The 26,275-nt window shown below is 58.6% G+C and carries 23 protein-coding genes and 1 tRNA gene; 15 read left to right on the top strand and 9 right to left on the bottom strand.

Features of this window, described 5'->3' with window-relative positions; all coding sequences use genetic code 11:
• Nucleotides 1–3: 3 nt before the first annotated feature.
• The 3 genes from dnaK to F4V54_RS02640 all read right to left on the bottom strand — a co-directional run bounded on the left by dnaK (nucleotide 4) and on the right by F4V54_RS02640 (nucleotide 3,910).
• On the bottom strand, nucleotides 4–1,848 hold the full coding sequence (gene dnaK / locus F4V54_RS02650) for a molecular chaperone DnaK (RefSeq protein WP_150386148.1): 1,845 nt from the start codon (nucleotides 1,846–1,848) through the stop codon (nucleotides 4–6).
• Between the two features lie 226 nt (nucleotides 1,849–2,074).
• A complete protein-coding gene (locus tag F4V54_RS02645; protein ID WP_150386147.1) occupies nucleotides 2,075–2,881 on the bottom strand; it encodes a hypothetical protein in 807 nt (268 codons plus the stop codon).
• A 177-nt stretch (nucleotides 2,882–3,058) separates the two neighbouring features.
• Complete coding sequence (locus tag F4V54_RS02640) at nucleotides 3,059–3,910, bottom strand: hypothetical protein (RefSeq protein WP_034662755.1); 852 nt, start codon at nucleotides 3,908–3,910, stop codon at nucleotides 3,059–3,061.
• Nucleotides 3,911–4,216: 306 nt separating this feature from the next.
• On the opposite strand from F4V54_RS02640, the gene F4V54_RS02635 reads away from it, so the two are divergent.
• The 3 genes from F4V54_RS02635 (at nucleotide 4,217) to F4V54_RS02625 (ending at nucleotide 7,222) form a co-directional block, all read left to right on the top strand.
• Entirely contained in the window at nucleotides 4,217–5,557 is a 1,341-nt protein-coding gene (locus F4V54_RS02635; protein WP_211359450.1) for an AI-2E family transporter, read from the top strand.
• A gap of 70 nt (nucleotides 5,558–5,627) precedes the next feature.
• Nucleotides 5,628–6,158 (top strand): type 1 glutamine amidotransferase domain-containing protein, encoded by a 531-nt coding sequence (locus F4V54_RS02630; RefSeq protein WP_150386146.1) that lies wholly within the window; start codon nucleotides 5,628–5,630, stop codon nucleotides 6,156–6,158.
• On the top strand, nucleotides 6,155–7,222 hold the full coding sequence (locus tag F4V54_RS02625) for a lipoate--protein ligase family protein (RefSeq protein ID WP_211359449.1): 1,068 nt from the start codon (nucleotides 6,155–6,157) through the stop codon (nucleotides 7,220–7,222). Before F4V54_RS02630 ends, F4V54_RS02625 begins: the two co-directional genes overlap by 4 nt.
• Before the next feature lie 83 nt (nucleotides 7,223–7,305).
• On the opposite strand, the gene F4V54_RS02620 is transcribed toward F4V54_RS02625, so the two are convergent.
• Nucleotides 7,306–7,983, bottom strand: a complete 678-nt coding sequence (locus F4V54_RS02620; RefSeq protein ID WP_150386144.1) for a GOLPH3/VPS74 family protein — start codon at nucleotides 7,981–7,983, stop codon at nucleotides 7,306–7,308.
• Nucleotides 7,984–8,475: 492 nt separating this feature from the next.
• On the opposite strand from F4V54_RS02620, the gene F4V54_RS02615 reads away from it, so the two are divergent.
• The 6 genes from F4V54_RS02615 (at nucleotide 8,476) to F4V54_RS02595 (ending at nucleotide 15,655) form a co-directional block, all read left to right on the top strand.
• The gene (locus F4V54_RS02615; protein WP_150386143.1) at nucleotides 8,476–9,105 is read left to right on the top strand and encodes a hypothetical protein; all 630 of its coding nucleotides are present in this window, start codon (nucleotides 8,476–8,478) and stop codon (nucleotides 9,103–9,105) included.
• A gap of 130 nt (nucleotides 9,106–9,235) precedes the next feature.
• Nucleotides 9,236–10,573: a Na/Pi symporter gene (locus tag F4V54_RS02610; RefSeq protein ID WP_102723438.1), complete on the top strand. Its 1,338-nt coding sequence runs from the start codon at nucleotides 9,236–9,238 to the stop codon at nucleotides 10,571–10,573.
• Nucleotides 10,574–10,596: 23 nt separating this feature from the next.
• Entirely contained in the window at nucleotides 10,597–10,983 is a 387-nt protein-coding gene (locus F4V54_RS11410) for a hypothetical protein (RefSeq protein ID WP_170253093.1), read from the top strand.
• On the top strand, nucleotides 10,976–11,908 hold the full coding sequence (locus tag F4V54_RS02605; protein WP_052092568.1) for a substrate-binding domain-containing protein: 933 nt from the start codon (nucleotides 10,976–10,978) through the stop codon (nucleotides 11,906–11,908). Before F4V54_RS11410 ends, F4V54_RS02605 begins: the two co-directional genes overlap by 8 nt.
• Before the next feature lie 130 nt (nucleotides 11,909–12,038).
• Nucleotides 12,039–13,712 carry an ABC transporter ATP-binding protein gene (locus F4V54_RS02600; protein WP_150386141.1) on the top strand — a complete coding sequence of 558 codons (1,674 nt, stop codon included), beginning with the start codon at nucleotides 12,039–12,041 and terminating at the stop codon, nucleotides 13,710–13,712.
• On the top strand, nucleotides 13,709–15,655 hold the full coding sequence (locus F4V54_RS02595; protein ID WP_150386140.1) for an ABC transporter ATP-binding protein: 1,947 nt from the start codon (nucleotides 13,709–13,711) through the stop codon (nucleotides 15,653–15,655). The genes F4V54_RS02600 and F4V54_RS02595 overlap by 4 nt, the downstream gene beginning before the upstream one ends.
• Here the strand turns inward: F4V54_RS02595 and F4V54_RS02590 are convergent.
• Nucleotides 15,652–16,737, bottom strand: a complete 1,086-nt coding sequence (locus tag F4V54_RS02590) for a hypothetical protein (RefSeq protein ID WP_150386139.1) — start codon at nucleotides 16,735–16,737, stop codon at nucleotides 15,652–15,654. The genes F4V54_RS02595 and F4V54_RS02590 overlap by 4 nt on opposite strands.
• A 124-nt stretch (nucleotides 16,738–16,861) precedes the next feature.
• Here F4V54_RS02590 and F4V54_RS02585 point away from each other — a divergent pair, with 124 nt between their 5' ends.
• Nucleotides 16,862–17,503 (top strand): DUF1707 SHOCT-like domain-containing protein, encoded by a 642-nt coding sequence (locus F4V54_RS02585; protein WP_249041210.1) that lies wholly within the window; start codon nucleotides 16,862–16,864, stop codon nucleotides 17,501–17,503.
• A gap of 10 nt (nucleotides 17,504–17,513) precedes the next feature.
• Nucleotides 17,514–18,779: a pyridoxal phosphate-dependent aminotransferase gene (locus F4V54_RS02580; RefSeq protein WP_034662828.1), complete on the top strand. Its 1,266-nt coding sequence runs from the start codon at nucleotides 17,514–17,516 to the stop codon at nucleotides 18,777–18,779.
• Between the two features lie 322 nt (nucleotides 18,780–19,101).
• Here F4V54_RS02580 and F4V54_RS02575 read toward each other — a convergent pair whose 3' ends face one another.
• Together F4V54_RS02575 and dcd are read right to left on the bottom strand one after the other, a co-directional pair.
• Nucleotides 19,102–20,433 (bottom strand): UDP-glucose dehydrogenase family protein, encoded by a 1,332-nt coding sequence (locus F4V54_RS02575; protein ID WP_034662826.1) that lies wholly within the window; start codon nucleotides 20,431–20,433, stop codon nucleotides 19,102–19,104.
• 61 nt (nucleotides 20,434–20,494) lie between these two features.
• The gene (dcd, locus tag F4V54_RS02570) at nucleotides 20,495–21,058 is read right to left on the bottom strand and encodes a dCTP deaminase (protein WP_034662732.1); all 564 of its coding nucleotides are present in this window, start codon (nucleotides 21,056–21,058) and stop codon (nucleotides 20,495–20,497) included.
• A gap of 80 nt (nucleotides 21,059–21,138) precedes the next feature.
• On the opposite strand from dcd, the gene F4V54_RS02565 reads away from it, so the two are divergent.
• Together F4V54_RS02565 and F4V54_RS02560 are read left to right on the top strand one after the other, a co-directional pair.
• A tRNA-Gly gene (locus tag F4V54_RS02565) sits at nucleotides 21,139–21,212 on the top strand.
• A gap of 141 nt (nucleotides 21,213–21,353) precedes the next feature.
• Entirely contained in the window at nucleotides 21,354–22,091 is a 738-nt protein-coding gene (locus F4V54_RS02560; RefSeq protein WP_249041209.1) for an alpha/beta fold hydrolase, read from the top strand.
• On the opposite strand, the gene F4V54_RS02555 is transcribed toward F4V54_RS02560, so the two are convergent.
• Both F4V54_RS02555 and F4V54_RS02550 read right to left on the bottom strand, forming a co-directional pair.
• Nucleotides 22,088–23,794, bottom strand: a complete 1,707-nt coding sequence (locus F4V54_RS02555) for a VanW family protein (protein ID WP_249041208.1) — start codon at nucleotides 23,792–23,794, stop codon at nucleotides 22,088–22,090. The two genes, F4V54_RS02560 and F4V54_RS02555, sit on opposite strands and share 4 nt — an antisense overlap.
• A gap of 21 nt (nucleotides 23,795–23,815) precedes the next feature.
• Nucleotides 23,816–24,958, bottom strand: a complete 1,143-nt coding sequence (locus F4V54_RS02550; protein ID WP_150386138.1) for a glycoside hydrolase family 3 N-terminal domain-containing protein — start codon at nucleotides 24,956–24,958, stop codon at nucleotides 23,816–23,818.
• Between the two features lie 99 nt (nucleotides 24,959–25,057).
• Between F4V54_RS02550 and F4V54_RS02545 the strand changes: the two genes are divergently transcribed.
• Nucleotides 25,058–25,255, top strand: a complete 198-nt coding sequence (locus tag F4V54_RS02545) for a DUF2613 domain-containing protein (RefSeq protein WP_034662727.1) — start codon at nucleotides 25,058–25,060, stop codon at nucleotides 25,253–25,255.
• Nucleotides 25,197–26,275, top strand: a 1,079-nt coding sequence (locus F4V54_RS02540; RefSeq protein ID WP_150386137.1) for an alpha-(1->3)-arabinofuranosyltransferase domain-containing protein, incomplete at its 3' end; no start/stop codon positions are given. The genes F4V54_RS02545 and F4V54_RS02540, both read left to right, overlap by 59 nt.

Genomic DNA, 26,275 nt, shown 5'->3' with positions numbered 1-26,275 from the left:
TCCTTACTTGTCCTCGGAGTTGTCGGCGTCAGCGTCGTCCTCAACGACCTCGGCATCAACGACATTGTCATCCGCCGGGGCGTCAGCCTGGGCAGCGCCAGCGTTGGCCTCAGCCTCGTAGATGGCCTTACCCATCTCCTGGGACTCGGTGGACAGCTTCTCCACTGCAGTCTTGATGGCATCGATGTCAGTGCCCTTGAGCGCCTCGTCGACCTCATCGGCTGCAGCGGTGACCTTGGACTTAATGTCCTCGGTGACCTTATCGGAATTCTCGTCCAGGAACTTGCGGGTCTGGTATGCCATGGATTCCGCGTTGTTGCGGGTCTCCTGCTCCTCGCGGCGAGCCTTGTCCTCGTCAGCGTGCTGTTCCGCGTCCTTAATCATCCGGTCGATCTCCTCCTGGGACAGGCCGGAGCCTTCCTGGATCTTGATCGTGTTTTCCTTACCAGTGCCCTTGTCCTTTGCGGTCACGTTGACAATGCCGTTGGCGTCAATGTCGAAAGTGACCTCAATCTGCGGGACACCGCGCGGTGCCGGGGCGATACCGCCGAGCTCGAAGGAGCCGAGCAGCTTGTTCGCCGTAGCCATCTCACGCTCACCCTGGAAAACCTGGATCTGCACGCTTGGCTGGTTGTCCTCAGCCGTGGTGAAGGTCTCCGAACGCTTCGTCGGGATCGTGGTGTTGCGCTCGATCAGCTTGGTCATCACACCACCCTTGGTCTCGATGCCGAGGGAGAGCGGCGTGACGTCGAGAAGCAACACGTCCTTCACATCACCGGTGAGCACGCCAGCCTGAAGTGCAGCACCGAGAGCCACGACCTCATCCGGGTTGACGGACTTGTTCGGGTCCTTACCAGTGAGCTCCTTGACCAAGTCAGTCACAGCCGGCATACGGGTGGAACCACCAACCAGCACAACCTGATCAATGTCGCCGACGGACAAGCCAGCGTCCTTGATCACCTGGTTGAACGGTTGCTTCGTGCGATCCAGCAGGTCAGAAGTGATCTTCTGGAACTCGGTGCGAGACAGGCTCTCATCGAGGAAGAGCGGGTTCTTATCCGCATCAACCGTGATGTACGGCAGGTTGATAGAAGCCTGCTGTGCAGAGGACAGCTCAATCTTTGCCTTCTCAGCAGCCTCACGCAGACGCTGCAGAGCCATCTTATCCTTGGTCAGGTCAATGCTGTGCTGGCTCTTAAACTTATCGACGAGCCAATCAACCACACGCTGATCCCAGTCATCACCACCCAGCTCGTTATCACCAGCGGTAGCGAGAACCTCAACAACGCCATCGCCGATCTCCAGCAAGGAGACGTCAAAGGTACCGCCACCGAGGTCGAAGACCAGAATGGTCTGTTCCTTCTCGCCCTTGTCCAGGCCATAAGCCAGAGCAGCCGCCGTCGGCTCGTTCACAATACGCAGAACGTTCAGGCCTGCGATCTGGCCAGCCTCCTTCGTTGCCTGACGCTGTGCGTCCTCGAAGTAAGCCGGCACTGTGATCACCGCATCGGTGACGTCGGTGCCCAGGTAGGCCTCCGCGTCGCGCTTCAGCTTCATCAACGTGCGGGCGGAAATCTCCTGCGGGGTGTACTTCTTGCCATCAATGTCGACGTTCCAGCTGTTATCGCCCATGTGGCGCTTCACAGACCGGATCGTGCGGTCAACGTTGGTCACCGCCTGGTTCTTTGCAGACTGACCAACAAGAATTTCGCCGTTCTTAGCAAAGGCGACGACGGATGGAGTCGTGCGTGACCCCTCCGCGTTAGCGATCACGACGGGCTCGCCACCCTCCAGAACGGAAACGACGGAGTTCGTCGTACCAAGGTCAATACCTACTGCGCGTCCCATAATTCATGTCCTCCTAAGTGTTTGTGGTTTTTCGTTTTTCAAGTTAAGTCGCTTCGACTCAACTTCTGCGGGCTACTGTACCACCGAGAAGGAACACAGTGTCGCAAGGTTGAGCCTGACTGACTCAATCCTTACAACGGCGCTCCATTCAAAGTTGTTCCCACTTCGCTCAACTTTCTTGATTGCACGAGGCCAAAAGGACATTCGCGGACATAGTCAAGAGCTCTTACCGCGGACTGAAGAAGCCGTCGACCGCCGGACGCACTACAAAACCAATACCTGCCGCAACGAGCACGAGGCCCACAATTCCGGCAATGAGCACGCCAACCAAACCGGAGAAAGACAGGGAAGAACCAGCGGGCACGGAGCTTGAATCGCTCACACCCTCCGCACAGGAGGTCAACGCCTTGTTATAAGCACCAATCGGGGCGGCGAACTGCAGTGCATCCTCGCGCATCATGACCTTCACCGAATGGCTGATGTCACTCACCCCGCCGAGCACGCTACCCAAGATCCCGCCGAACCCACCACCCAGCACTGTGGTCAGATCCAACCCCAGAGTCTCCCCGAGCTTCTTGGCTTCTTCGCGGGTCAGTTCCATATGAGGATCGGTGATCAAATCCTTCTTCGAGGCTTTGCTCAGCGCGACGAAGACATTGTAATTCTGGCGCTCGTGTCGCCACAGCCGTTGTTGCGCCGATTTCACCTCAGGGTCGTTGGAGTACGGGTTTGGGTCATCCACAGTTTTCGCCCACGCCACATACACATCCAGGTCCTGCTTACGCTGCTCCTGCGAGTACGCTTTCGTGGATTCCTTCTCGCCCAGGGTCTTCACCAACTGATCCGCGAGCTTCCCATAGACATTCTTATAGGCATCATTGATGCGAGTTTGATCCTGCTCCGTGAAGGAAATCGTGCACTTTTGTGCACCCTCGTCATAACTGACGGTGTACGCGTATGCAGGAACGTTCAGCGTGGAACTAACCACAGTAGTGGCAGTGACAGCGGCAATAACCGCACGACGAAGTTTCAAGATAGAGAGACCTTTCATAAACAGCAAAACCCAACACACAGCTCAAGCTCGGCGGACTCATCCATTCGGCACAATCTGAGCCATATTTAGTTTCCGACAACACTACCTGAAGTTGTTTACATAAATATGCGTTCAAGGGTTAAAACGCATGAACCTCAACCCAAACGCGGACAAGCACTATCGCAGGACACCAGCGTTCTTCCAGAAGTTAGTAAAGAAGTCATTGACCAGCGGTCCAACAGCAACAGCAATGAGCCCAAGCAGTGCAATACCGCCGAGGATCCCACCGGCGACGACACCGAGGAACTGGTCCGTGTCCAGGCTGGAACCCTTATTAATCTTGCCCTTGGTGGTGCGGCGCTCCTCACACGCAGTCAATGCCCCTTCATAGGTTTTGATCGTCGGCTGGATGCGTGGCCCCAGCTTATTCAGAGCCTCGGCGGCCATACCGGCAGCATCATCAACCTTGAGGCTGCCTGTAATAATTCCCCACAGGCCAGGCGCAATGAGGCCACCCGTCTTAACAGCGCCAGCCCCCTTCATATCCTTGGCCTGAGATGGTGTGATCTTCAGCGTGTGGTTGGTCAGAATCGGCTCGCGGGACTGCTGCAGGAATTTACCAGCCATGAAGTACGGGCCAGAGTTCTTGCTGGGATGGATTGTCGCAAGCTTCCGCTGCGCAGTTCCGACATCCTTGCCGTTGTACTTGGTACCAAGGTGCCACGCCAAAGGGTCCCTGTTCGGATTTTCCTTCGCCCACGGGTACCAAATGTCCGCACTCTCCCTATTCTGGAGCTTCTTGGCGGAGAGGTCCGCCATCGTTTCGAACATCAGCGCGTAAGCGCCATTGATGCGCTTTACCTCGTCATTGGTGAACTCCAGGGTGCACAAGCCTTCGTTGTTCCCAACCTCTTCATAGGTCTGGTAGGTGTTCTCCCACGCATTTGCAGGAGCGACGGTCACGCCAGTGACAACAGCAACAGTGAGCGCCGCCGTGGCAGCAGCGCGGGAAAAACGAGAAACCTTCATAGCAGGGGTCCTTTCGGGAGAAAACTTCGGCTTCAAAGGAATGCTACGCAACGGCCATTTATTTGTCAGGACATTTCCACGTTTCTTTCAGTTCCTATCAAAATCCCGCCTACGGGGTTAGTCGCGTTTGAAACGCGTTCCAGAAAAGGCCAGGTCAGATGTGGCTGAAGTGACTCTAAAATCAAACGCGACTAACCAGTGCGACTCACCGGTGCCCAAAAGCAAGAAGCAAAACCCCGCACCGAAACCCCATATCTGCTGCACAGCAGTATTGCTTTTCACTGGTGTCTGGCAGAATGCACCCTTGTGACTGACAAGGATGCGAAGGATTTTGCTGAGACGTCGATCGACGCCGTCGATAAGCAAGATGAGCAAGATAAGCAAGATGAGCAAGATGAGCAGACTCATAAAGAAGGGCGCGAAAGCGAACCGGTAAACCGGGGCGAGGCCATCGATCGCGCAAAGGTGATCGCCGGGGACGGCAAGGCGGCTGCAGCATGGGCACTGCGTTTCATCGTTGTAGTAATTGCGACATTCTTCCTTTTCAAAATCATCGGCTACGTGTGGGTGGGCGTGCTGCCGCTGCTGCTGGCTTTGATCTTCTGCACGGTGCTGTGGCCGCCGGTGCGGTGGCTGCGCAACCATAAGGTGCCGGCAGCGTTGGCGGTGTTCTTGGTGCTCATCACGTTCTTCGGGGCGATTGGTGGGTTGTTCGCGGCGATGGCGCCGATGATTAAGACGCAGTCGGTGGACTTGTACCGCCAGTCGGAAGAGGGCGTGCAGCGGATCCTGGGGTGGATTGAGACGTCAGCACCCTTCGATGTGAATACGGCGCAAATTCAGGAAGCGGTTGAGAAAGTTGGGGACTTCGCCCGCGGCCAGGCGTCCAATATCGCTTCGGGTGTGGTGACTGGTGTAGGGGCTGTGACGTCAGTAGGCACGACGCTTGTGCTGATGCTGGTTCTCACTTTCTTCTTCCTCAAAGACGGCGACAGTTTCTTGCCGTGGCTGCGTAAGTACGCTGGCCAGAGGGCAGGTTGGCACCTGTCTGAGGTGCTGATGCGTTCCTGGAATACGCTCGCGGGATTCATTCGGACGCAGGCAATTGTTTCGCTTGTCGACGCCGTCTTTATCGGCGTCGGCCTTGTCATCCTTGGTGTTCCACTCGCACCGGTCCTGGCAGTGTTCACGTTCTTCGGCGGTTTCATCCCGATCATCGGTGCATTCACCGCGGGCGCCCTGGCCGTGGTGGTGGCGCTGGTGTCCAACGGCCTGACCAACGCGCTGTTGGTTCTCGGCCTGGTCATCCTGGTGCAGCAGCTCGAAGGCAATGTCTTGTCCCCGATCCTGCAGTCCCGCTCCATGAACATGCACGCCGCGATCGTGCTTCTGTCCGTGGCGGTGGGTGGCACGATCTTCGGCATCGTGGGCGCGTTTTTGGCTGTGCCAATCGCGGCTGTCTTCGCCGTGTGGTTCCGTTACTGGGCCGAAATGGTGTCCCTGCGTACCGGCGAAATCACGGCAGATGACATCCAGATTGCTACCCAGAAGAGCCAAGGTTTGGATGGGCGCGAAGCGTACGAAGCGGTGCGGGATCGCATGCTGCCCAAGCGCCGCAAGAAGGAACACGAAGAACAAGACGCCTAGTCCCCCCTTCATCTAACCCCCATGACAACGTCAGCCCACGGGCTGGCGTTTTTCTCTACCCTGGGGACGCATGAGTGACAACACATTGGAAAGCAAGAAAATCGCGATCCTGGCCACCGATGCCTTTGAGGACTCGGAGCTGACAAGCCCACGCGATGCGGTCGAGGCCGCGGGCGCAACGGTACTGGTCATCGCCCCCAAGGCAGGCACGATCGAAGGTAAGAAGGGCGCCAGCGTCTCAGTAGACCTGACCACGACGGAGGCAAACGCCTCGGACTTCGATGCGCTAATTCTTCCCGGCGGCACCGGCAACGCTGACAGCATCCGCATGGACGAGGCCGCTGTCACGTTTGTCCGCGAACTGACTCAGCAAGGCAAGCCCGTCGGTGTTATCTGCCACGGCGGCTGGATCCTCACCGACGCGGACGCGCTGCGCGGCGTGCGCATGACCTCCTACCCCTCGTTGAAGACCGACCTTAAGAATGCAGGGGCTGAATGGGTTGATGAAGAAGTAGTCGCAGATAAGCGAATCATTTCCTCGCGCACTCCGGATGACCTGCCGGCATTCAACGAGGCAATCGTGGAGGAATTTGCCAAGTGAAGCACCACTTTGAAGTGAAGGTCGCCGGCGGCAAGCTCGTCGTCGCGGACATCGACGACGACGGCGCGCACATCACCGACGCCCGCATCTCCGGCGACTTCTTCCTCGAACCGGAGGAAGCCTTCGACGCAATCAATGGCGCGCTCATCGGCGCACCCGTTGGCGCAAGTACAGATGAGCTGCAGACGCTTATCGACGACGCCTTGGCCCGCCTTGGCGGAAGCCAAAACGTTTCCTTGCACGGCTTTTCCACCCGCGACGTAGCCGTGGTCGCGCGGCGCGCACTGCTCGACGCGAAGGACATGACAGATTACGAGTGGACCGTGATCCACTGCCCGGTGCTGCCCACCCCGATCAATGTAGCGCTAGACCAGTACCTCCTGGAGGAAGTCGCAGCCGGGCGCAAAGGGCCGATCCTGCGCTTCTGGGAATGGGATGACAAGGCCGTGGTCTTCGGCTCTTACCAGTCCTTCCAAAATGAGCTGGACCCGGAGGGGATTGAAAAGCATGACATCGTGCCGGTGCGCCGCATTTCCGGTGGTGGCGCCATGTTTATGGAGGGTGGCAACTGCGTCACCTACTCCATGTACCTGCCCGATGATGTGGTGTCGGGACTCAGCTACGTGGACAGCTACCAGTACCTGGACACGTGGGTTCTCGCCGGCCTGCAGTCACTGGGTGTGAACGCCTGGTATGTGCCTATTAACGACATCACCTCCGACGGCGGCAAAATCGGTGGTGCCGCCCAAAAGCGCATCCCCGGTGCAGTGCTGCACCACACGACCATGAGCTACGACATCAACGCCGACAAGATGCTTGAAGTCCTGCGCGTGGGCAAGGTCAAACTGTCCTCTAAGGGCGTGCAGTCCGCGGCCAAGCGCGTGGACCCGCTGCGCCGGCAGACAGGCGTATCTCGTTCAGAGGTTATTGACACCCTGATCAGTACCTTCATGGCCCGCTACCCGTCCCATCTGGGGTCTTTGTCCGATGAGGATCTGGCGGCCGCTGAGAAACTCGTGGCTGAAAAGTTCAGCACTGACGAGTGGACCTACCGCGTGCCGTAAACGGCACCAAGGCCCCTAACCCCCTTAAGCCATGAGCCTTAATACTGGCCCCTAACCCCCTTAAGCCTTCAGGCTTAAGGGGGTTAGCTGGAGGCGGCCTCTTCCTCGATCGCGGCGACCTTGGCCACGCCGTCGAGGATGAGATTAATCCCCTCGGCGTTCTCATAAGTGGCTGCGTCCAGGACGTTCTTGTCAATCTCGTGCACGCGCACCCGCAGTGCATCAAACGGGATGCCCTCAATCTCCTCGAGGAACTGACGGCGCAGCTCACCAGTGTTGCGCAACAGCACAATCAGCATTGCTTCCTCCGGGCGGGGCTCGGCCTTACCACGGAAAATGTCGCGGTAGCGCTGGCGCATAGCAGCCTCAATGGTTTCGTCCTTTTCTGGGAACCTGGACCAGGTGAGCCCCAGGAAGCCAGCGCGCTCCTCATCGAGCACGCCCTCCTCAATCAGACGCTCGGCGATCGCTTCCTTAGCTGCGAACTTCCGTGAATTCAGCGCCGAATACAAAGTCGGCTGCCCTTTTCGCTCCACCCTTTCAACGCCGTGAGCCAGTGCAGGATGAGACTGTGCGCGCCCAGCTGCACCTGGAACGGCAGTCAACGTAGGGCTCTTCCCTCCATGAACTTCCACCAAACCCGTGGCCACGAGGTCACACAACAATGCGCCGTTCAAGGCAACGCGCTGGTGACTTACTCCCAGCTCCGGGTGTGCGGATTTGTTCGAGAGCAGGAGAAACAGTGCTTCACTAACGAGCATGGCGGATGTCTTTCAACTGTCTTTCAACGAGCGGATCTAGCGGATGAACTTGGGCCAAGTGTAGCCCGCCATGTTCGGCTCTGCGGTTTTGGTTGCTATTACCCGTGCCAGGTGAAGGATTTGCAAGGGCCTGTGGACATGACCCACTAAAACCCCTGGTAGATAGTGGGGATGCACCAACTATCTCGCGCTTGGGTGTTAAATCCTTCACCCAGCCCCAGCTACCCCACCCTCCACAAACCGTCAAGGGTGGTGACCGACAATGGAGGCCCGCAAACTCAATATTCCCCAATCCAGACCGCCCGGTCTACATATAAGGGGCCACAGCTGTCGCGCACGACATGCCTATACTCACCCAGCCCAAGAAGACCAACAGTGCACGTCGCGCATCATTTATTCTGAATATAATTCCCCTAAACCTCTTGACACAGCACTTGAGACGCGTACATTTACAGACTAAGCAGTCTGTACCAATTGATCAAAGGAGTCATCATGACGCACGAGTTCCGCGCACACCGCGTGGCCATTGTCGGCGCCGGCCCAGCCGGCATTCATGCATCGGACGCTTTGATCTGCATGGCAGACCACACGTTCTTTGTCGATCTTTTTGATCCAGCACCGGCACCAATCGGGCTCTTGCGCTTTGCCAACCAACACCGACCGGCAAGCAGCACGCCCGGCACCTCCCTGGTCCCGCGTCTCCGGCTCTTTGGAAACGTGAGGGTGGGCTCGGATATCACTGTCGGCGAACTCACCAACTACTACGACACCGTGATCGTGGCTGCTGAGGACAAAGCGTTGACGGTCGTGGGCACCAGCCCAGAAACCGTGACCGTGTACGAGCATCTAAGTACAACCGGCAGCGTCACAGTCAGCCGCACCCCGGTGGTGAGCGACCCCTCTCCTGCTGACCAACCCGGAGCGATTGTTGCATTCCTCGAGGCCCGCAGCCTGCCCTTCACCACCTGGACGGGCTGGCACCGCCCAGCATTCAAGCAAGACAGCACTCAAAGGCAAGCATCTAACACCCACGCATCTAACACCCACGCCACGAGAACCGTGAGCATCGCTCAGTGGTCCGCGATAGTGGCGGCTGCTACATCGGTCCCGTCAGTGCTCTAGAGTCCGGGAAACCGGGGAATATCCCCTGGTTGACCTAAAGGTTCTCATCGAGTTCAACCTTCGTTTACTTACCGGTAAGAAGTTGTGGTTAACCTTGCCAGGGCTTATCAATCCGTAGAAGAGAGAACTCATGAGCAACGAGGGGGTTTCCCACGGGCTCGCCGATGAGCAAGATCCTCAAGAAGGAGAAGACGTGGGTGTCATCGACCGCAGCCGGGTGGATTCTGAATCAGCCGAGGTTGAAGGCCGGGCCGCGACAGTAACGCGCCCTGCCACTGACCACGGGGATGATGGCCAGATGAAGGACCCGTTGGGGTTCCTGCCTTTCACTGGCACTGCTAAGCAGGTGATCAACTGGATCGCCGTGTTCGTCGGCGTTTGGCTGTTGCTTAACGGTGTGGGCATGATCGGCGACGGCTTCAAGCTGGCCGCCGGCGATCAGGCCAAGGAGCTGTTTTCGTTTGCGGAAAACCCGTTCGTGGGTCTGGCTATCGGTATTGTGACCACGGCGATTATCCAGTCCTCCTCGACAACCACGTCGATCGTGGTGGGCATGATCGCCGGTGGCTTGCCGCTGGAGATTGCCATTCCGATGCTGTTCGGTGCCAACATGGGTACCTCCGTCACCTCGACGCTGGTGGCGCTGGGTCTCGCAGGCAATAAGCAGCAGTTCCGTAACGGTTTCTCCATGGCAACCGTGCATGACTTCTTTAACCTCATCGGTATTACGTTCTTCTTCACTCTGGAGATGTTCACGGGATTCCTGGGTAAGACCGCGTCAGCTATTGCGCCATCTCTGTCCGGCTCGGGCGATGGTGTTATCGCGGGGGTCTTTGAGTCTCTGGGTGATTTCATTGATCTCATCACCGAACCCCTCGTCGGGGTCGCAGGTGGGTTGGTCTCTCCGCTTGGCAGCGTCTGGGGTGGCATCCTCCTCGCCATCATCGGTGTCACCTTGGTGTTGCTGTCCATCAGCTTCATTGGCAAGCTGCTGAACGCGTTGCTCGTGGGTAAGGCGCAGGAGATCCTGTACGCCGCCCTGGGCAAGAACTCCTTCTTCGGTGTTCTCTCCGGCGCCCTGATCACCGCCTTGGTCCAGTCCTCCTCGACCACCACGGCCCTGACGGTTCCGTTGGCAGCGTCCGGCAAGTTCTCCGTGCGCACCCTGTTCCCGTTCGTGGTTGGCGCGAACATTGGCACGACCGTCACCGGCCTCATCGCAGCGTTTTCCGCATCTGGTGCGGAGGCCGAAGCCGCGATGGCCGGTGCGCTGGTGCACACAATGTTCAACCTCTTCTCCGCCATCCTCATCCTCGGCCTGCCATTCCTGCGAGACGTCCCGCCGAGGTGCTCGGATTGGCTGGCGGGCCTGGCCGAGAAAAACAAGCTGTACATCTTCATCTACATCGGTGGCGTGTTCTTTGTTCTCCCGCTGCTGGCCGTGTTCATTTCCAACACCTTGATGTAACTCCCCGATTAAAGGAGCCTTCAATGACGAACCCGAACGAGACCCCAGATTTGTCCCCGATGGCCCAGGACCTCATCAAAAATGAGGCGCCGGATGAAGCCTTGGTTGCGCTTCTCGACGAGCTAGAGGAGACCGCGAATGAGTTGCGCGTGGAACTGCGTGCACGTGGCCGCAATAAGGAGAGCCTGACTGCTGATCAGGAGTCTGACTCCGCCGTAGAATCCGGCCGCGCTGAGGATGATCATCACCGGCACAAGAAGATCAATCCACATGTCACGCCTGAGCAACAGGCCGAATTGGACGAAAACTTTGCCAAGTACTGGAGCAACTCGCATGGCTCTTGGAAGAACCTCTTCCGCCTGCTACGGGAGTTCCGCGCTGAGATGCAGGGAGACAAGCACCATGAGTAGGAATCGCTTACCACTCGTCACTGCCACCCTGGCAGCGGTCGCCGTTTTTGCCGCTGGCTGCTCCTCGGACACCACCCCGAGCGAGAACGCGATCCAGGTGACTGGTTCCGCAACGGTGGAGCCGATCACCTCCTACATCGCTAAGCGCTACAACTTCGACGTCAACCTTGAGGCAGTCGGCTCCACGGATGGATTCGGGAAGTTTTGTAGTGGTGAGGCTGATATCAACGATTCGTCGATAGCTATTCCGGGCGAATTTCAGCAACAGTGCGCTGACAACAAGGTTGAGTACCTTGAGCTGCCCATTGGCCTCGACGCCATCACGATTGTGAAGCACCGCGACAATGATTTTGCTACGGACCTGTCCGTCGAGCAGCTGCATGACATTTGGGCTAAGGATTCCGCGGTGAAAAAGTGGTCTGACATTGACCCGGCGTGGCCTGATGAGGAGATCAAACTCTATGGTCGTCCGGATGGTTCGGGCACGCTCAGTGTCTTCGAAGATCTGGTGTTGAAGGGCGATGAGATACGCGAGGATTACCGTGCCACGGACGATATTCAGGAGCTGTCCACGTGGGTCGCGGAGGATAAGAATGCGCTGTCATTCATGGGTATTGGCAACTACCTTGCCACAGAAGAGGACAGCCTGAGGCTCATTGACAACGTGAACGTGGACGGCGTGGCTCCCACTGCGGATGAGACGAAGAAGGGCAGCTACCCGCTGGACCGCCCGCTGTTCATCTATGTGAGTAAGAAGGCTGCGGAGCGCGAGGACATCAATGGTTTTGTCACCACGTATCTCGAGCACGCTGAAGCAGTCATGCCGCGGGTGTACTTCTACCAGCTCCCTGAGGAGGATTACGCGGCCGCGCAGAAGCGTTTTGCCGACCGTACCACGGGTCCGGATGCCCGCTGGCAGCCTTAAACTAAGCACGCATTGAGGGGTTCTTCTAAGAGCCCCTCTTTGTCTATATGCACTGCTTATCGACGTCTCCCGCGCGTGTCCCTCCCACCAGCTAGGATTATTGCGAAACTTCGAAACAAGGAGACAATTCGTGGAGCTCATTCGGCTCACCGGGAAGTACGGCAAGGCCCACGCGCCACTGGTTGCTGCGGTTGTGGTGCTGCAATTAGTGTCTGCATTGGCGTTGCTGTACTTGCCGGATTTGAACGCGGACATCATCGACAATGGTGTCGCCAAGGCGGATGTCGCATACATTCAGCGCGTCGGATTAGTCATGCTGGCTGTATCTTTCGTCCAGGTTGCAGCGGCAGTGGCCGCGGTGTGGTTTTCCTCGGCAGCGGCGATGCGCACGGGGAGGGATATACGGCGCACTATCTATGACAAAGTCAGCCGTTTTACATCCGAGGATATGAGCCATTTTGGTGCAGCCACGTTGACTACTCGTGCCACGAACGACGTGCAGCAGGTTCAAATGACCATCTTGCTGTGTCTTAATTTCATGGTCGCCGCACCGATTATGGCTGTTGGTGGTGTGGTGATGGCGCTGCGCCAAGATGCTGGAATGTCGTGGTTGGTGGTGGTTGCCGTGGTTGCACTTGGCGTGGTTGTGGCGATTATTCTGACGGTGCTGCTGCCAATGTTTAAAAAGATGCAGGCCAAACTAGACGCTATTAATGGGTTGTTGCGTGAGCAGATTGCCGGTATCCGGGTTGTTCGCGCGTTTGGGCGCGAGGATTTTGAGGAAGCCCGGTTCGATAAGGCGAATGGCGAGCTGACCAGGCTGAGCCGCAATATCGGTCGCGTATTTGTAGCTATGTTTCCTGTCAGCATGCTCATCTTGAATCTCGCTACCGCAGCAGTGTTGTGGTTCGGAGGAAAACGGGTGGACGCGGGGCTCGTGGAAGTTGGTTCGCTGACCGCGTTCATGCAGTACCTCATGCAGATTCTCATGGCTGTGATGATGGGCATGTTCATGCTCATGATGCTTCCCCGCGCACTCGTCTGTGCTCGCCGCATCAGCGAAGTTGTGTACTACGAACACACCCAGCGCCCAGACCAAGCAGTGGACACCGATGCGGAACCTGGGTTCGTGGAATTCCACAACGTGTCCTACCAGTATCCAGGCGCAGAGGAACCGGTTTTGCGGGACATCTCATTCACCACACAACCAGGGAGCTTCACGGCGATCATCGGCTCAACGGGCTCCGGAAAATCGACGCTCATGGGCCTGCTCCCGGAGCTCTACTACCCCACGTCTGGCCGCATCCGCGTCGGCGGCAAGGTCGGGATGGTCCCGCAAAAGCCCTGGCTGTACCGCGGCACTGTGGCCACCAACTTGCGCGTGGGCAATCCAGAGGCCACCGATGAGGAGCTCTGGGAGGCACTGCGCGTCGCCCAGGCCCACTTCGTGGAAGACCTGGACATGCCCATCGCCCAGGGTGGCACTAATGTTTCCGGTGGTCAGCGCCAGCGCTTGTGTATCGCGCGCATGCTCGTGGCCAAGCCGGATGTGCTGCTTTTTGACGACTCGTTTTCGGCCCTCGACGCCGTCACCGAAGCGCGACTCCAAGAGGCGATGCATGCCTACACCGCGGGGGCGACGGTGTTGGTGGTGGCGCAAAGGGTGGCGTCGATAAGCAATGCTGACCAGATCCTCGTGATGGAGGCTGGCGATATTGTGGCGCGCGGAACCCACGATGAACTGCTACGTACGAGTGAAACGTACCGCGAGATCGCGGCAAGCCAGCAGGAGGTGACGGCATGAGTGAGCAGCTTAATGACGAGCAATTGGCCGAATACGAAGCCTCCATGGCCGGCGATGAGTACTCGGGCAAAGCTCCCCGCCAAGCAAAGCAATTCTGGCCGTCCGCGAAGCGACTCCTAGGTCTGCTAGCACCCTATAAAATTGCGCTGACCTTCGTGTTCCTCATGAATGCGATTTCGGTCCTCCTGGCCGTATGGGCACCACGCGTTTTGGGCAAAGCCATGGACGTGATCTTCTCCGGTGTTGTCTCCCGCCAATTTCCTGCAGGAACAACACCTGAACAAGCTGTTGAGGGGTTGCGTGCTGCCGGCCAAGACCGCTTCGCCGACATGGTGTCCGCGATGGAACTGATCCCCGGGCGTGGCATAGACTTTGACAAACTCGGCCAGCTCATCACCTTCGTGCTTGCGCTGTACATCGCCGCCTCATTCCTCAGGTGGAGCCAAGGTTCCATCCTGAACCGTCTGACCACGCGGGCCATATATGCTCTCCGCCAAAGAATTGAAACGAAGCTCAACCGCTTACCGCTGAGTTACTTCGATTCACGGCAACGCGGAGACGTGATGAGCCGAACCACCAATGACGTAGACAACGTGCAACAAGCCCTGCAGCAATCCCTTGCGTCGCTCTTCAACGCCCTGCTCACGATCGTGGGCATCGTTGTGATGATGGTAGTCATCTCCTGGCAGCTTGCCCTCGTTGCTCTCCTTGCTATCCCACTCACTGGTGCCGTGATCGGACTCGTGGGTACCCGCTCCCAAAAGGAATTTGTCACCCAGTGGAAAGCCACCGGCGGGCTCAACGGCCATGTGGAGGAAGCCTTCAGCGGCCATGACGTGACCACGATTTTTGGGCGCTCCGACTACGTCCGCACAGAGTTCAACGAGCACAACGAGGAGCTGGCCAGCGCAGCACACAAAGCCCAATTTCTGGCCAACGCCATGCACCCGATCATGCAGTTTATTGAGTCACTGTCCTACGTCGCTGTGGCAGTGCTCGGTGGACTCAAAGTCGCATCAGGGAATTTGACGCTTGGCGCAGCCACCGCGTTCATCCAGTACTCGCGCCAGCTCAACCAACCCCTCGGGGAGGTCGCTGGCATGATGCAAATGCTGCAGTCCGGTGTAGCCTCCGCGGAACGCATCTTTGAACTTCTCGACGCGGAAGAAGAGGAACCCGACGTATCAGATGACAGCGTCACAGTGTCCCAGGGCCTCGTCGAATTTGACCACGTGGACTTCGCATACGCTTCTGACGAGCCTCTCATTGAAAACCTGAACCTGCGCGTGGAACCGGGGCAGACCGCTGCGATCGTCGGGCCGACCGGCGCAGGCAAAACCACCCTGGTCAACCTGATCATGCGGTTCTACGACATTGATTCCGGCGCCATCCGCCTGGACGGCACCGACATCCGCGACATGTCCCGCGCCACCCTGCGCTCACAGGTGGGCATGGTGCTCCAGGACGCGGTACTGTTCAAGGGCACCATCATGGACAACATCCGCTACGGACGCCTTGATGCCACCGATGAAGAAGTCATCGCCGCAGCTAAGGCAACCTACGTCGACCGTTTTGTACGCACGCTCCCCGAAGGCTACGACACCGAAATCGACCAAGACGCCGGATCCATTTCCACTGGCGAACGCCAGTTGATCACCATTGCACGCGCCTTCCTGGCGCAACCCGCGCTGCTCATCCTCGACGAAGCCACGAGCTCCGTGGATACCCGCACCGAGGTGCTCGTACAAAAGGCGATGAACGCGCTGCGCAACAACCGCACTAGCTTTGTCATCGCTCACCGCCTATCGACGATTCGGGATGCTGACCTCATCATCGTCATGCAGGACGGAAAAATCGCCGAGCAAGGAACCCATGAGAAACTCCTTGCCCGGCGAGGAACGTACTTCGAACTGAACCAATCGCAGTTCAGCTGCGAAGATTAGTACATGCTCATGTAGCCATCCTGCTGGACTGGCTGCTCGTGACGAGTACTGATCCAGCGGTACACGAACACCGCCACAAGTACGCTCACCGGCGTCATGATGAGGGAGGACAAACCACTGGTGATTGAGCTTGCAGCACCCGTGATCAAACCAACCAGAGCCAGCGCACCAAACACGCGCCAGTAGTTCGGCTTGATGTCGTTGTACGCAGCGGAGAAAGCACCCGTGACAGACGTACGACCGTCAATCGCGTACAGCGGGATCAGCGCGGTGAACGGGTACAGGAAGATGAGGCCGATGCCCACAAGCAGTACCAGGAACACACCCAGCGGTGCAGACACAAATGCGACAAGCAGAATCGGAATGATCATTGCCACGATAGCGACGACACCGAACGCCAAGCCCACCAAGATGTACACCAAGAAACCAGGACCCCACGGAACATCCTTGAATGCCTTGTCCCACGCAGGTGCCTCACCTGCAGTGTCTCGCAACGCCACCTTGGCCAACACAATCTGGAAAGCCATAGTCGCAAGAGTCGCGATGATCACGAACAGAGCGATCGAAACGAAAGTACCTGCACCCGGAACAAAGTTCTCCGGGTCCTCCATGACGGCTGCCACCAATGGGCCAGCAATCAGAATGGAACCGACCAAGGCGACCAACATCGGGATCAGTGCCAAGCCCAAGTACACGTGCCACTGACTCGTGAACACACGCTTGAAGCCAAAAGCCAGCGCGTCCATGACCGGCAGCGGACCAGCATTGGTCACCAACGGTTGGCCAGACTGAGAAGAAGCATTCGGGTCCACGTAGCCGGCACCGTAGGCATCCTGCGAAGCGTACGTGTTGTACGACTCGTAGGTGCCGTAGCCCTGAGTCTGGTCGTACCCCTGGGTCTGACCGTAGTTTTGGGTCTGGTCTTGGCCGTAACCAGACTGATCAGCGTGGCCTGACTGGCCGGACTCCCCTTCGGAGCCGTACTGGGGGAATTGCTGGTTGCCGTAGTTACCGCCGTACGGGTTGTCGCCCGCACCTCCAGTGCTGTTGTAACCGTTTTGTGGGTCATTCGGATTAGTCATGTAGACAAGGGTAACGCAAATCTCCCGTGAGTCATGCATATAGTTTCGTGTACGCAGCAACTATTTACCCATTACACACTGCTCTACTAGGAAAGAGCAGGGGTTTCTCACTACTATTTGAATTGTGATTTATCAGCCAGAAAACTCGTCAGCAGCGAAACTTCAGCTGCGTTTATCGGACACCGACCGTGCAGACGCGTTCTCACGTCTCACATTCGCTTACGGCGAAGGCCGGTTAGATCTGGCCGAATATGACCGCCGTTGTGATGCCGTAACGGAGGCCACCACCCACGGGGATCTCATCCCCCTGTTCCGGGATCTTCCTGGGAAGAACACCAGCGTGGAACCGGCAGTGCAATCGAAGAACATGCAGTTATATACCCGTGAGGAAATTGAACAGTCCCGGACCAGCGGACAACGCACACGGTTGGGCATCTTCAGCCTCGGATCTGTTGGCACGGTCGCTCTTACCGCTGTGGCAGGCCAGGCCGGATTTCCTGGGATTGGCGCACTGATTTTCACGCTCATCCCCATCCTGTTCATCCTCCTCTACGTCATGAAAGTCGGGCCTGATAGCTGGTACACGCCCAGCCCCCGACAACTTGAAAGGGAACGTCTTCGCGAGATTCAGGCTGAACGACGAATGGAAGAGGAGCGTAGAAAAGCTTTGCGCGCCGCGAAGCGCGACGAAATCACAGGTTCCGCAATGGACCTCGCACAAAAGACGCTCGACAGATACCGTATGACTCGCATGTCAGATGAGTAGGATGGCCTCCATGACCGACCAACCCGAGACGAAATCTTCCCCCCGTATTAAGAAGCATCGCCACTTTGATCAGGCGGACAAGCTGAAAGGCGTAGCGTATGACCTCCGCGGTCCGGTTGCGGCGACGGCGGAGGAGATGGAGCGCGATGGGCACTCCATTTTGAAGCTGAACACAGGTAACCCGGCCATTTTCGGTTTCGACGCTCCCGATGTGATCATGCGCGACATGATCGCCGCTCTGCCAACGTCGCAGGGCTACACCACTTCGAAAGGAATCATCCCGGCTCGTCGCGCTGTGGTGACACGCTACGAGGAGGTGGAAGGCTTCCCGGATTTTGATATCGACGATGTCTACCTCGGCAACGGCGTCTCCGAGCTCATTTCCATGACCACCCAGGCGCTACTTAACAATGGCGATGAAGTGCTCATTCCTTCCCCCGACTACCCACTGTGGACCGCAGCCACCTCACTCGCCGGTGGCAAGCCAGTGCACTACGTGTGCGATGAGGAGGACAATTGGAACCCGTCTCTCGAGGACATCCGTTCAAAGGTCACCCCGCGCACCAAAGCCATCGTGGTGATCAACCCGAACAACCCGACGGGCGCGGTCTATTCGAAGGAAATCCTCGAAGGAATTGCCGATATCGCGCGCGAGCATGAGCTCATGGTGCTTGCCGACGAAATTTATGATCGCGTGCTTTACGACGGCGCCGTCCATCACTCTATGGCCTCCATCGCCCCCGACCTGGTCACCTGCACCTTCAACGGCCTGTCCAAGGCTTACCGTGTGTGCGGTTACCGCTCTGGCTGGATGGTCATTACCGGACCGCGACGTCGCGCGACCGGATTCATCGAAGGCCTGGATTTGCTCGCCGGCACCCGCCTGTGCGCGAACGTCCCAGGCCAACACGCTATCCAGGTGGCTCTTGGCGGACGTCAGTCCATTTACGCGCTTACCGGCGAGGGTGGCCGTTTGAAAGAGCAACGCGACATCACGGTGAAGAAGTTACGGGAGATCCCGGGCGTGTCCGTGGTTGAACCTAAAGGCGCCATGTACGCCTTCCCCAAGATCGACCTGGACATGTACCAGATCCACGACGACGAACGCTTCATGCTCGACCTTCTCAAGAGCGAGAAGATCCTCATGGTTGGTGGTTCCGGCTTCAATTACCCGAAGCCAGATCACTTCCGCGTGGTCACCCTCCCCTGGGCATCTCAGCTAGAGAACGCCATTGAGCGCCTGGGCAACTTCCTCTCGGACTACCACCAGCACTAGGCGCACTCGGCTCGGCTCTGCCTTGCTCGGCTCTGCTCGGCCGAGCCCAATCGGCCTGACGCAAGCTCAGCCCCTCGGGCTGGATAGATTGCGCAAAATGAAATGCGGACAAATCTGTCCAGACCGTTCCAACTACACCTCTTACTCTGGGAAAATAGTTCTATTTCATGCGGACACACTACGTGTCCATACCAAATATTGGCTCTGACCAGGAGAGCACGACCAAAGGGACAGATTTGTCCGCATGCTCTGACGACATACCTTCCACTCTCTCAAAGCGCCGGAGCGACGCTGCTGAAACGAGAAGCGACGGTTAAAAGCGTTAGAGAGAACGACCGAGGGCGTGAAGCTCCCAGCCGGCGGCGCGCCAGGGGGTGATGGGGAGGACGTTGCGGGCGTCGATAAGTATGTGGCTTGCAACGAGCTGACCCGCACGATCCGGATCTAAGTTCTTGAACTCGTCCCATTCCGTGGCGAGAATAACCAGTTCAGCGTCCGTCAGAGCGTCATCGAGCGAGTCTGCATAATCTAGCGTGGGGAAGACCTTGCGTGCATTGTCCATCGCCTCCGGATCGTAGACTCGCACCGCGGCGCCCGCGAGATTGAGCTGACCCGCGACTGCGAGTGCGGGCGAATCACGCACATCATCCGAATTCGGCTTAAACGCAGCGCCGAGCACTGTGATGCGACGGCCGATGAGCGATCCTAGGATCTCGCGCGACAAATCAATAACTCGCTGGCGGCGGCGCATATTAATCGCATCCACCTCGCGGAGGAAAGTCAAGGCCTGATCGGCTCCCAACTCGCCCGCGCGGGCCATGAACGCGCGAATATCCTTAGGCAAGCAGCCACCGCCGAAACCGAGGCCGGCGCCGAGAAATTTACGGCCGATGCGTTCGTCGTGGCCGATGGCGTCTGCGAGCTGAGTGACATCGGCGCCAACAATTTCACAAACCTCGGAGACCGCATTGATGAAGGAAATCTTCGTGGCCAGGAAAGCGTTGGCGGAAACTTTGACCAGCTCAGCGGTCTGCAGATCCGTCACAATAAACGGCGTACCGTCTGCCAGCGGAGTAGCGTACACCTCACGTGCAATCTCTTCGGCGTGGGTTTCTATGCCCTCTTCGGGGCTACGGACGCCAAGCACGATACGGTCCGGTGTGATCGTGTCATTGACCGCGTAGCCCTCGCGAAGAAACTCGGGGTTCCAGGCGATCTCGAGGGTGGCGGAGGCGCTAATAAGCTTATTGGCTCGTTCTTGAAGTGCTTGAGCTGTTCCAACCGGCACCGTCGACTTGCCGAAAACCACGTGATCCCCCTGCAAATGCGGCACAAGGCTATCCACCGCTGCTTCAACATAGGAAGTGTCCGCCGCGTAACTGCCACGCTGCTGCGGGGTGCCCACGCCAATGAAGTGGACATTCGCGAACTCGGCGGCCTCTTTGTAATCCGTGGTGAAGCGCAGCCGACCATTCGCAATATTGCGCTCCAGCACCTCCGGCAAACCGGGCTCAAAAAACGGGACCTTGCCAGCCTTTAAAGCATCGACTTTTGCCTGGTCAACGTCAATTCCCAGCACCTCGTGGCCAAGTTCTGCCATGCAAGCGGCGTGCGTCGCGCCAAGGTAACCAGTGCCAATCACAGTCATGCGCATACCGGCCATTATGACCCCTACTGTGAAGTTGCGCAGCGCGAGTGCTTTTAGAGGAAGGTGTCTAGCGGAAGTTCAGGTAGGCCTTCGATGGGGTCGGGCCACGCTGGCCTTGGTACTTGGAGCCGAGTGTGCTGGAGCCGTACGGGGTTTGGGCCGGGGAGCTCATCTTGAACAGCGCCAGCTGGCCAACCTTCATGCCGGGCCAGAGAGTGATGGGAAGGTTTGCCACGTTGGAAAGCTCCAGGGTGATGTGGCCGGAGAAGCCCGGGTCGATGAACCCGGCTGTGGAGTGAGTCAGCAGGCCAAGACGGCCGAGGCTGGACTTGCCTTCGAGGCGACCAGCGAGGTCGGCGGGAAGCGTGAAGTGCTCCAGCGTTGCGGCGAGAACAAATTCGCCGGGGTGCAGCACGAAGGGTTCACCTTCGGGGACCTGGACCTCGGTGGTCAGGTCCGGCATTTCTTCCTTGGGGTCGATGTGCGTGTATTTCGAGTTGTTGAACACGCGGAAGAGGTTGTCAATCCGCACGTCGATACTCGATGGCTGGATCAGATCAGGGTCGAACGGGTCGATCTGAAAGCGGTCGGACTCGATGGCGGAGGAAATGTCACGATCTGAAAGAAGCACAAAACAATCTTAACCCCGCGCATTTGGGGGCTCGAGGGGTGGCGGTGTTACGATGTTCCCGCTGCATTCGTTGTGGCTGCGCCGGCGTAGTTTAGTGGTAGAACATCAGCTTCCCAAGCTGAGAGTGCGAGTTCGATTCTCGTCGCCGGCTCCAAGTGGGGGTTCAAAAAGGGGCGTTGGCTGAGGAATCTGACGCTCGTCAGATTACTGGGCCCGGGGTTTCATCGCGTTATTGCGTGACTTTGGTTAGATTTCTTGAACTCTCCCGGCACGCCCGAACTGCTAGCGTGGCTGTGTGCGCTTGCCCAAACCTGTGTTTAACAATCCTGCTTTCACCCCGCAGCATCCCACGCCGGTGTTGTTTGTGCATGGTTTCCAGGGTAGGACCAGTGCTTTTACGCGTCAGGCCCGGTATCTTGCCACCCATGGTTATTGGGTGTGGGGGTTTGATTATGGCCAAATGCGGGTGCCGGGGCTGTATGGCACGGGGAATCTAGATGATCTCGTGGGGGAATTGGCTGCCAATGTGGACAAGGTGCTCGCGGCAACTGGTGCACACCAGGTGGACATCGTGGCGCATTCGCAGGGTGGCACGGTGACCAAGTTGTTCATCGCGGCTGGTGGGTATGAGAAGGTGCGCCGGGTGGTCACGATGGGTTCGCCGTTTCATGGCACAGATGTGGATGGGCGGGCGGAACTGATATCCCAGGTGATGAACAAACAAAAAGCTGTGGTGAACCGTTTCTTAGGCGAGAGTGCCCAGCAGCATTTGGTGGGATCGGAATGGTTGTTGGCCCGCGTGGTTCCGGATACGCACCCGGGGGTGGTGTATACGTCCTTGTATTCGCGGCGGGACCATATTGTGACGCCGGCGAGTACGTCGATGCTGGAAGCAGTTGATGGCGCGGATGTGGTGAATCTTGAGATTCCGGGCGCACCACTGCACCCGCTCATGCCGCGGGACATGGAGATCGCGCGGCTTACCCGCTGGGGTTTGGAGCGGGAGCTGGGTGAAACCATCCCGCCTTTTTAGTCGCAGCGGACGATTGGTTGGGGGTCGTACACCGTGGTTTGGGTTTCGCGGGAGATTTCATTGCCTGCAAGGTCACGGACGATGCGGGTGTCAGAGGTGGTGAATCCAGGGGAACCACTGGAGGGGACGCAACCGTCACCGGACACGGTCTGTGGGGATGGGGAGGTTTCTGCCCAGCGGCCGCCGTTGACGGATTCAACGGTGCGGTCTTTCACACCCATCATGCGGACGGTGATCTTGCCGCCGCCGAAATCGGTGACAATCTTCACTGGGTTTGGGGTGTCGTTTTTGAACACCAGGTCAATGGCACCTTCGTACACGGTGGCTTCGCGCCCGGCTGGGTAGCGGGAGATGTAGTAGGAGTGCGGGGTGTGGGCGACATCGGTCATGCCGGCGAAGTAGGAGGCGTTGTAGAGGGTGGTGGCGAACTGGGAGATGCCGCCGCCGACAGCCTTGCCAGCGTGACCGTTGATGATGATGCCGGATTCCACGTAGCCCTGCGCCGCCCCGCGCGGGCCGGTGTAGCCGTTGAGGGAGAAGGTTTGGCCGGGGCTGACTACAGCACCGTTGACGGTCTCCGCCACGAGTTTGATGTTGGTGCCTGAGGCGTCGGAGTACCCGTCGGTGGTGAAGGACCCAACTTCTTCGTTGAAGGTGGCATTGTTCGCTTGTTCGGTGGTGAAGGTGGCGGGGACGTCACGGTATTCGGCGTCCCATTCGCGGGGATCGCTGCCAAACACACGTCGATCAAGGTCACGCAAGACGATATCCCAGGCAATCTCGTTGCCATCTTGGGAAGGGGTCACGGCGCCGGAGGCAGAGATAGTGGCGTTTTGGACTTTCGTGACGGTGTCTTTGAGCTGTTCACCGAAGATTTCTTCAGCCTTGTCGGGGTTGACTTCGGGGACGATCTTTTTGTTTTCTGGCTCATTACGAAAGGTGGCAATCTCGCCCATGCGTTCGGGTTCAATGACAGCCTTGACCTTTTGCTCACCTTGGCCGCCACGCAGGGTCAGTGGCCCTTTGAGTGCGGCGGCGGCAGGCCCGTCGACGGTTTGTTTGATCACGTCGGCATCAATCGCCGGGGGTGTGGTCTTCGGTTCAACACTGATGCCATCCGGGTTGATCCAGTTGAGGGTCATTGTGCGTTCGAGGTCGTCGCGCATGACGTGTTGGCCGTCCTCGGGCTCCTCAACCTTGGCCTTACCCCCTTCTAGCGCCACGGTCCCATCCTTGGGGTCGCGCGCTAGATCCGCAGCTAGGCGGTCGATTTCGGGTTGAAGCTTGTTCGCGTCGATCGTCGAGGTGATGTCCACTTCTTTGGTGCGGAAGAAGCCAAGCAGACGCGAGAGTGGGTTGAGGGATTCCACACCAGCTGCGTCGACGGTTGCCTGCCAGTCAGCGCCGAGACCAGCGTTTTCAGGGATGAAGGTCGCCTCTACGTCGCCGGCACGCGCGAGTACGGGACGCTTTTCCACGTCGCCGAGCTCTCCCTCCAACAAACTCACCGCCGCGGCGGGCTTCATCGTCCCAATCTCCACACCACCAACTGTGGTGCCGCGTGGCACAGTGCCACGGTTGAGCCCAATATCAGCAAGATACAGGCCAAGCAGAAGCACGAAGAATCCGGCGAAGAACCCCGCGGCGATCTTGCTGCCACGGGACGCGCCGGGCTGATTCGTGGATGTAGGTTTGGAGCTCACCTGATACAGGGTAGTTCAAGATCAAAATTCTGTGTCAATGAATTGTTGTTGGACGCGGGTGGCGGCGGTGGTGATCCGTTCTTCGGGGATGTCCCCGTTGTTGACGGCGGCGACCACTCCGTCAATGGCCGCAGGCAGGTCTGTACCGGATGACCACAGTGCTTGATCAGCGCCGGCGGCAATGGCGCGACGGACGGCTTCGGGGGTGGACATGTGGTCGGTGATGGCCCGCATGCCGGAGAGATCGTCGGTCACTGCGACACCATGGAAAGGTGAGCCGCCGGGGTAGTCACCGGAACGCAGGAGCTCATAAATGGCGGGATTGAGGGAGGCAGGAAGGTCATCCTCCCCTACTCCGGGCACCGCCATGTGGCCGACCATGACAGACGCGTTGGGGAATTTCGGCAGCACGGCAGCGTAGGGGGCAAGGTCGAAGCCATACAGTTCATCCACGTGCGGGGTCACCGCAAGGGTGTGGTGGGTATCCCCGCTGGCGCGACCATGGCCGGGGAAGTGTTTGAAGGTGGGCGCCACCCGTGCGTCGATAAGCCCCTGCGCAAAAAGCGTGGCCACCTCTGCGACACGATCGGGTGAGGGGCCGAATGCGCGGTCGCCCACGATGTCCAGGTCCGTGACATCGAGGTCCAGCAGCGGTGCGTAATCCACGTTGATGCCGTGTTCACGCAGACGAGTGCCAATGTCGTAGCCGGTGCCCTGAATGACGTCATCAGACTGTTTAGCCAGGTCACGCGGACTGGGGAAGGATCCGAGGATCTGCGAATGGCGTTGAACGCGGCCACCTTCGAAATCAATGGCGACGATAAAGGGGCGCTTGAATTCCTCCCGCAGTGCGTTGATGTTACGGCCTTCCTCGGTAAGCAGGGCCGGGTCCGCCCAGCTTGGGATAATCAGGCCGCCGACGCCTTGGTCGAGGGCGGCACGGGCGTCATCATAAGAAGTAACCCCCACAACCATGAGCGATGCTACGCGCATGCGAAGATCCTCCGGCACGCGCTGCTGCGCAGGGCTCGCGGGCGTTTCCGTGACGGTGTTGGTCACAGTGGCAAGGGATGTCTCCGGCGTAGATTCTGGACCCGTCGGCGTACACGCGCTGAGCATGAGCGCAGCACACAACGCCAGGAAGCCTGTGATGGATGCGCGCATGAAAGTGGATTCCTTAGAGCTATAAGAAGTCGTGTCGGGCCTATACTATCGTCCCGCGTGGACACGCTCCGCCCCAAAGGGCTGGTATGGTCTGTGAGCATGACAAACCGCACCGCATCGTGGCCGCGCCGCACCCTCGGCCCGGTTCTTGCCAGCGCCGTAACGGGCGTGGTGCTCGGCATCGTGGCGGTCGTGGGAATCGCGGGTTTCTCCGGGCAGAACCGTGTGCCCACCGGCAATGCTGTGCCCGCTGACCAGGCGGTTCTTGGTGGACCGGAGTACGGCTCGCGCCAGTAGCGCGCACCTTTTCACATGGCTGGCACTGGGCCTTCTGTCCTTTTTGCAAGCCCCCGGCCGCACAGCAGCGGATACCAAGTTTGATGTGCTGGTGAACCCGGCTGGATTCTTGGCCGCTGCCGGGCATGCGTACACGGACACATTCACACTGGGCCAAATTCAGAACCAGGCCTACGGGTATCTGTTCCCCCACGGATTGTTCTTCTTGCTTACGGATCCGCTGCCGGATTGGGTGGCGCAGCGGATGTGGTGGATCGTGGTCATGGGGGTGGGTTTTTCCGGGGCGTACCTGGTGGCACGCAAGGTCGGATTTGCTCTGTGGCCAGCCTGGGCGGCGGGGGTGCTCTTCGCGTTGAGCCCGCGGATGCTCACCACACTGACCGCGATTTCTTCGGAGGCGTGGCCTGTCGCTCTGGTGCCGTGGACGGTGCTGCCGCTCATCGGGGCAACGCGGTTGAACTGGTGCGATGTTGCCGCGGCAGTGGTACCCATCGCTTTCATGGGCGCGGTGAATGCCACCGCGACGATGATGGCGTGCCTGCCGGCTTTCATTCTCCTGTTGTGGCGTGGGGCGTGGAAGCATCTGGCCGGTTGGCTGGCCGGAACTGCGCTCGTGAGCGCCTGGTGGATCGGCCCCCTGTTGGTGCTGGGGAAGTATTCGGCGCCGTTTACAGATTTCATTGAGTCTTCCTACGTAACCACTCGGTGGCTCAACCTGGCGGAGATCCTTCGGGGCACCACCTCGTGGGCCCCCTTCGTGGATACGGAGCGCACCGCCGGCTCCCTCCTCGTCGCGGAACCTGTCTTCGTCCTCGCGACTGCCGCAATTGCGGCAGTCGCTATCGCAGGGCTAGCCACATGGCGCTCCCCCTGGCGCGGCTACTTCGTGGTGCTGCTGTGCCTCGGCGTGGCGCTCATGGGCGCAGCGCACGGCCCGTTCGGCCTGGCTTGGCTGAGCTTTCTCGACGGACCCGGCGCGCCCTTCCGGAACCTGCACAAGCTCGACCCGCTGGTCCGGTT

The sequence above is a fragment of the Corynebacterium tuscaniense genome (genome assembly GCF_008693065.1).
Classification (GTDB): domain Bacteria; phylum Actinomycetota; class Actinomycetes; order Mycobacteriales; family Mycobacteriaceae; genus Corynebacterium; species Corynebacterium tuscaniense.
Note: the sequence above shows the minus strand (reverse complement) of the source record. Positions and strands in the feature narration are given on the sequence as shown.

Bases quoted from the DNA above. Each gene is read 5' to 3' on its own strand.
- dnaK (WP_150386148.1), bottom strand. From the start codon at position 1,848: ATGGGACGCGCAGTAGGTATTGACCTTGGTACGACGAACTCCGTCGTT.
- F4V54_RS02640 (WP_034662755.1), bottom strand. From the start codon at position 3,910: ATGAAGGTTTCTCGTTTTTCCCGCGCTGCTGCCACGGCGGCGCTCACT.
- F4V54_RS02630 (WP_150386146.1), top strand. From the start codon at position 5,628: ATGAGTGACAACACATTGGAAAGCAAGAAAATCGCGATCCTGGCCACC.
- F4V54_RS02620 (WP_150386144.1), bottom strand. From the start codon at position 7,983: ATGCTCGTTAGTGAAGCACTGTTTCTCCTGCTCTCGAACAAATCCGCA.
- F4V54_RS02615 (WP_150386143.1), top strand. From the start codon at position 8,476: ATGACGCACGAGTTCCGCGCACACCGCGTGGCCATTGTCGGCGCCGGC.
- F4V54_RS02610 (WP_102723438.1), top strand. From the start codon at position 9,236: ATGAGCAACGAGGGGGTTTCCCACGGGCTCGCCGATGAGCAAGATCCT.
- F4V54_RS11410 (WP_170253093.1), top strand. From the start codon at position 10,597: ATGACGAACCCGAACGAGACCCCAGATTTGTCCCCGATGGCCCAGGAC.
- F4V54_RS02605 (WP_052092568.1), top strand. From the start codon at position 10,976: ATGAGTAGGAATCGCTTACCACTCGTCACTGCCACCCTGGCAGCGGTC.
- F4V54_RS02595 (WP_150386140.1), top strand. From the start codon at position 13,709: ATGAGTGAGCAGCTTAATGACGAGCAATTGGCCGAATACGAAGCCTCC.
- F4V54_RS02590 (WP_150386139.1), bottom strand. From the start codon at position 16,737: ATGACTAATCCGAATGACCCACAAAACGGTTACAACAGCACTGGAGGT.
- F4V54_RS02580 (WP_034662828.1), top strand. From the start codon at position 17,514: ATGACCGACCAACCCGAGACGAAATCTTCCCCCCGTATTAAGAAGCAT.
- F4V54_RS02575 (WP_034662826.1), bottom strand. From the start codon at position 20,433: ATGCGCATGACTGTGATTGGCACTGGTTACCTTGGCGCGACGCACGCC.
- F4V54_RS02550 (WP_150386138.1), bottom strand. From the start codon at position 24,958: ATGCGCGCATCCATCACAGGCTTCCTGGCGTTGTGTGCTGCGCTCATG.
- F4V54_RS02545 (WP_034662727.1), top strand. From the start codon at position 25,058: ATGACAAACCGCACCGCATCGTGGCCGCGCCGCACCCTCGGCCCGGTT.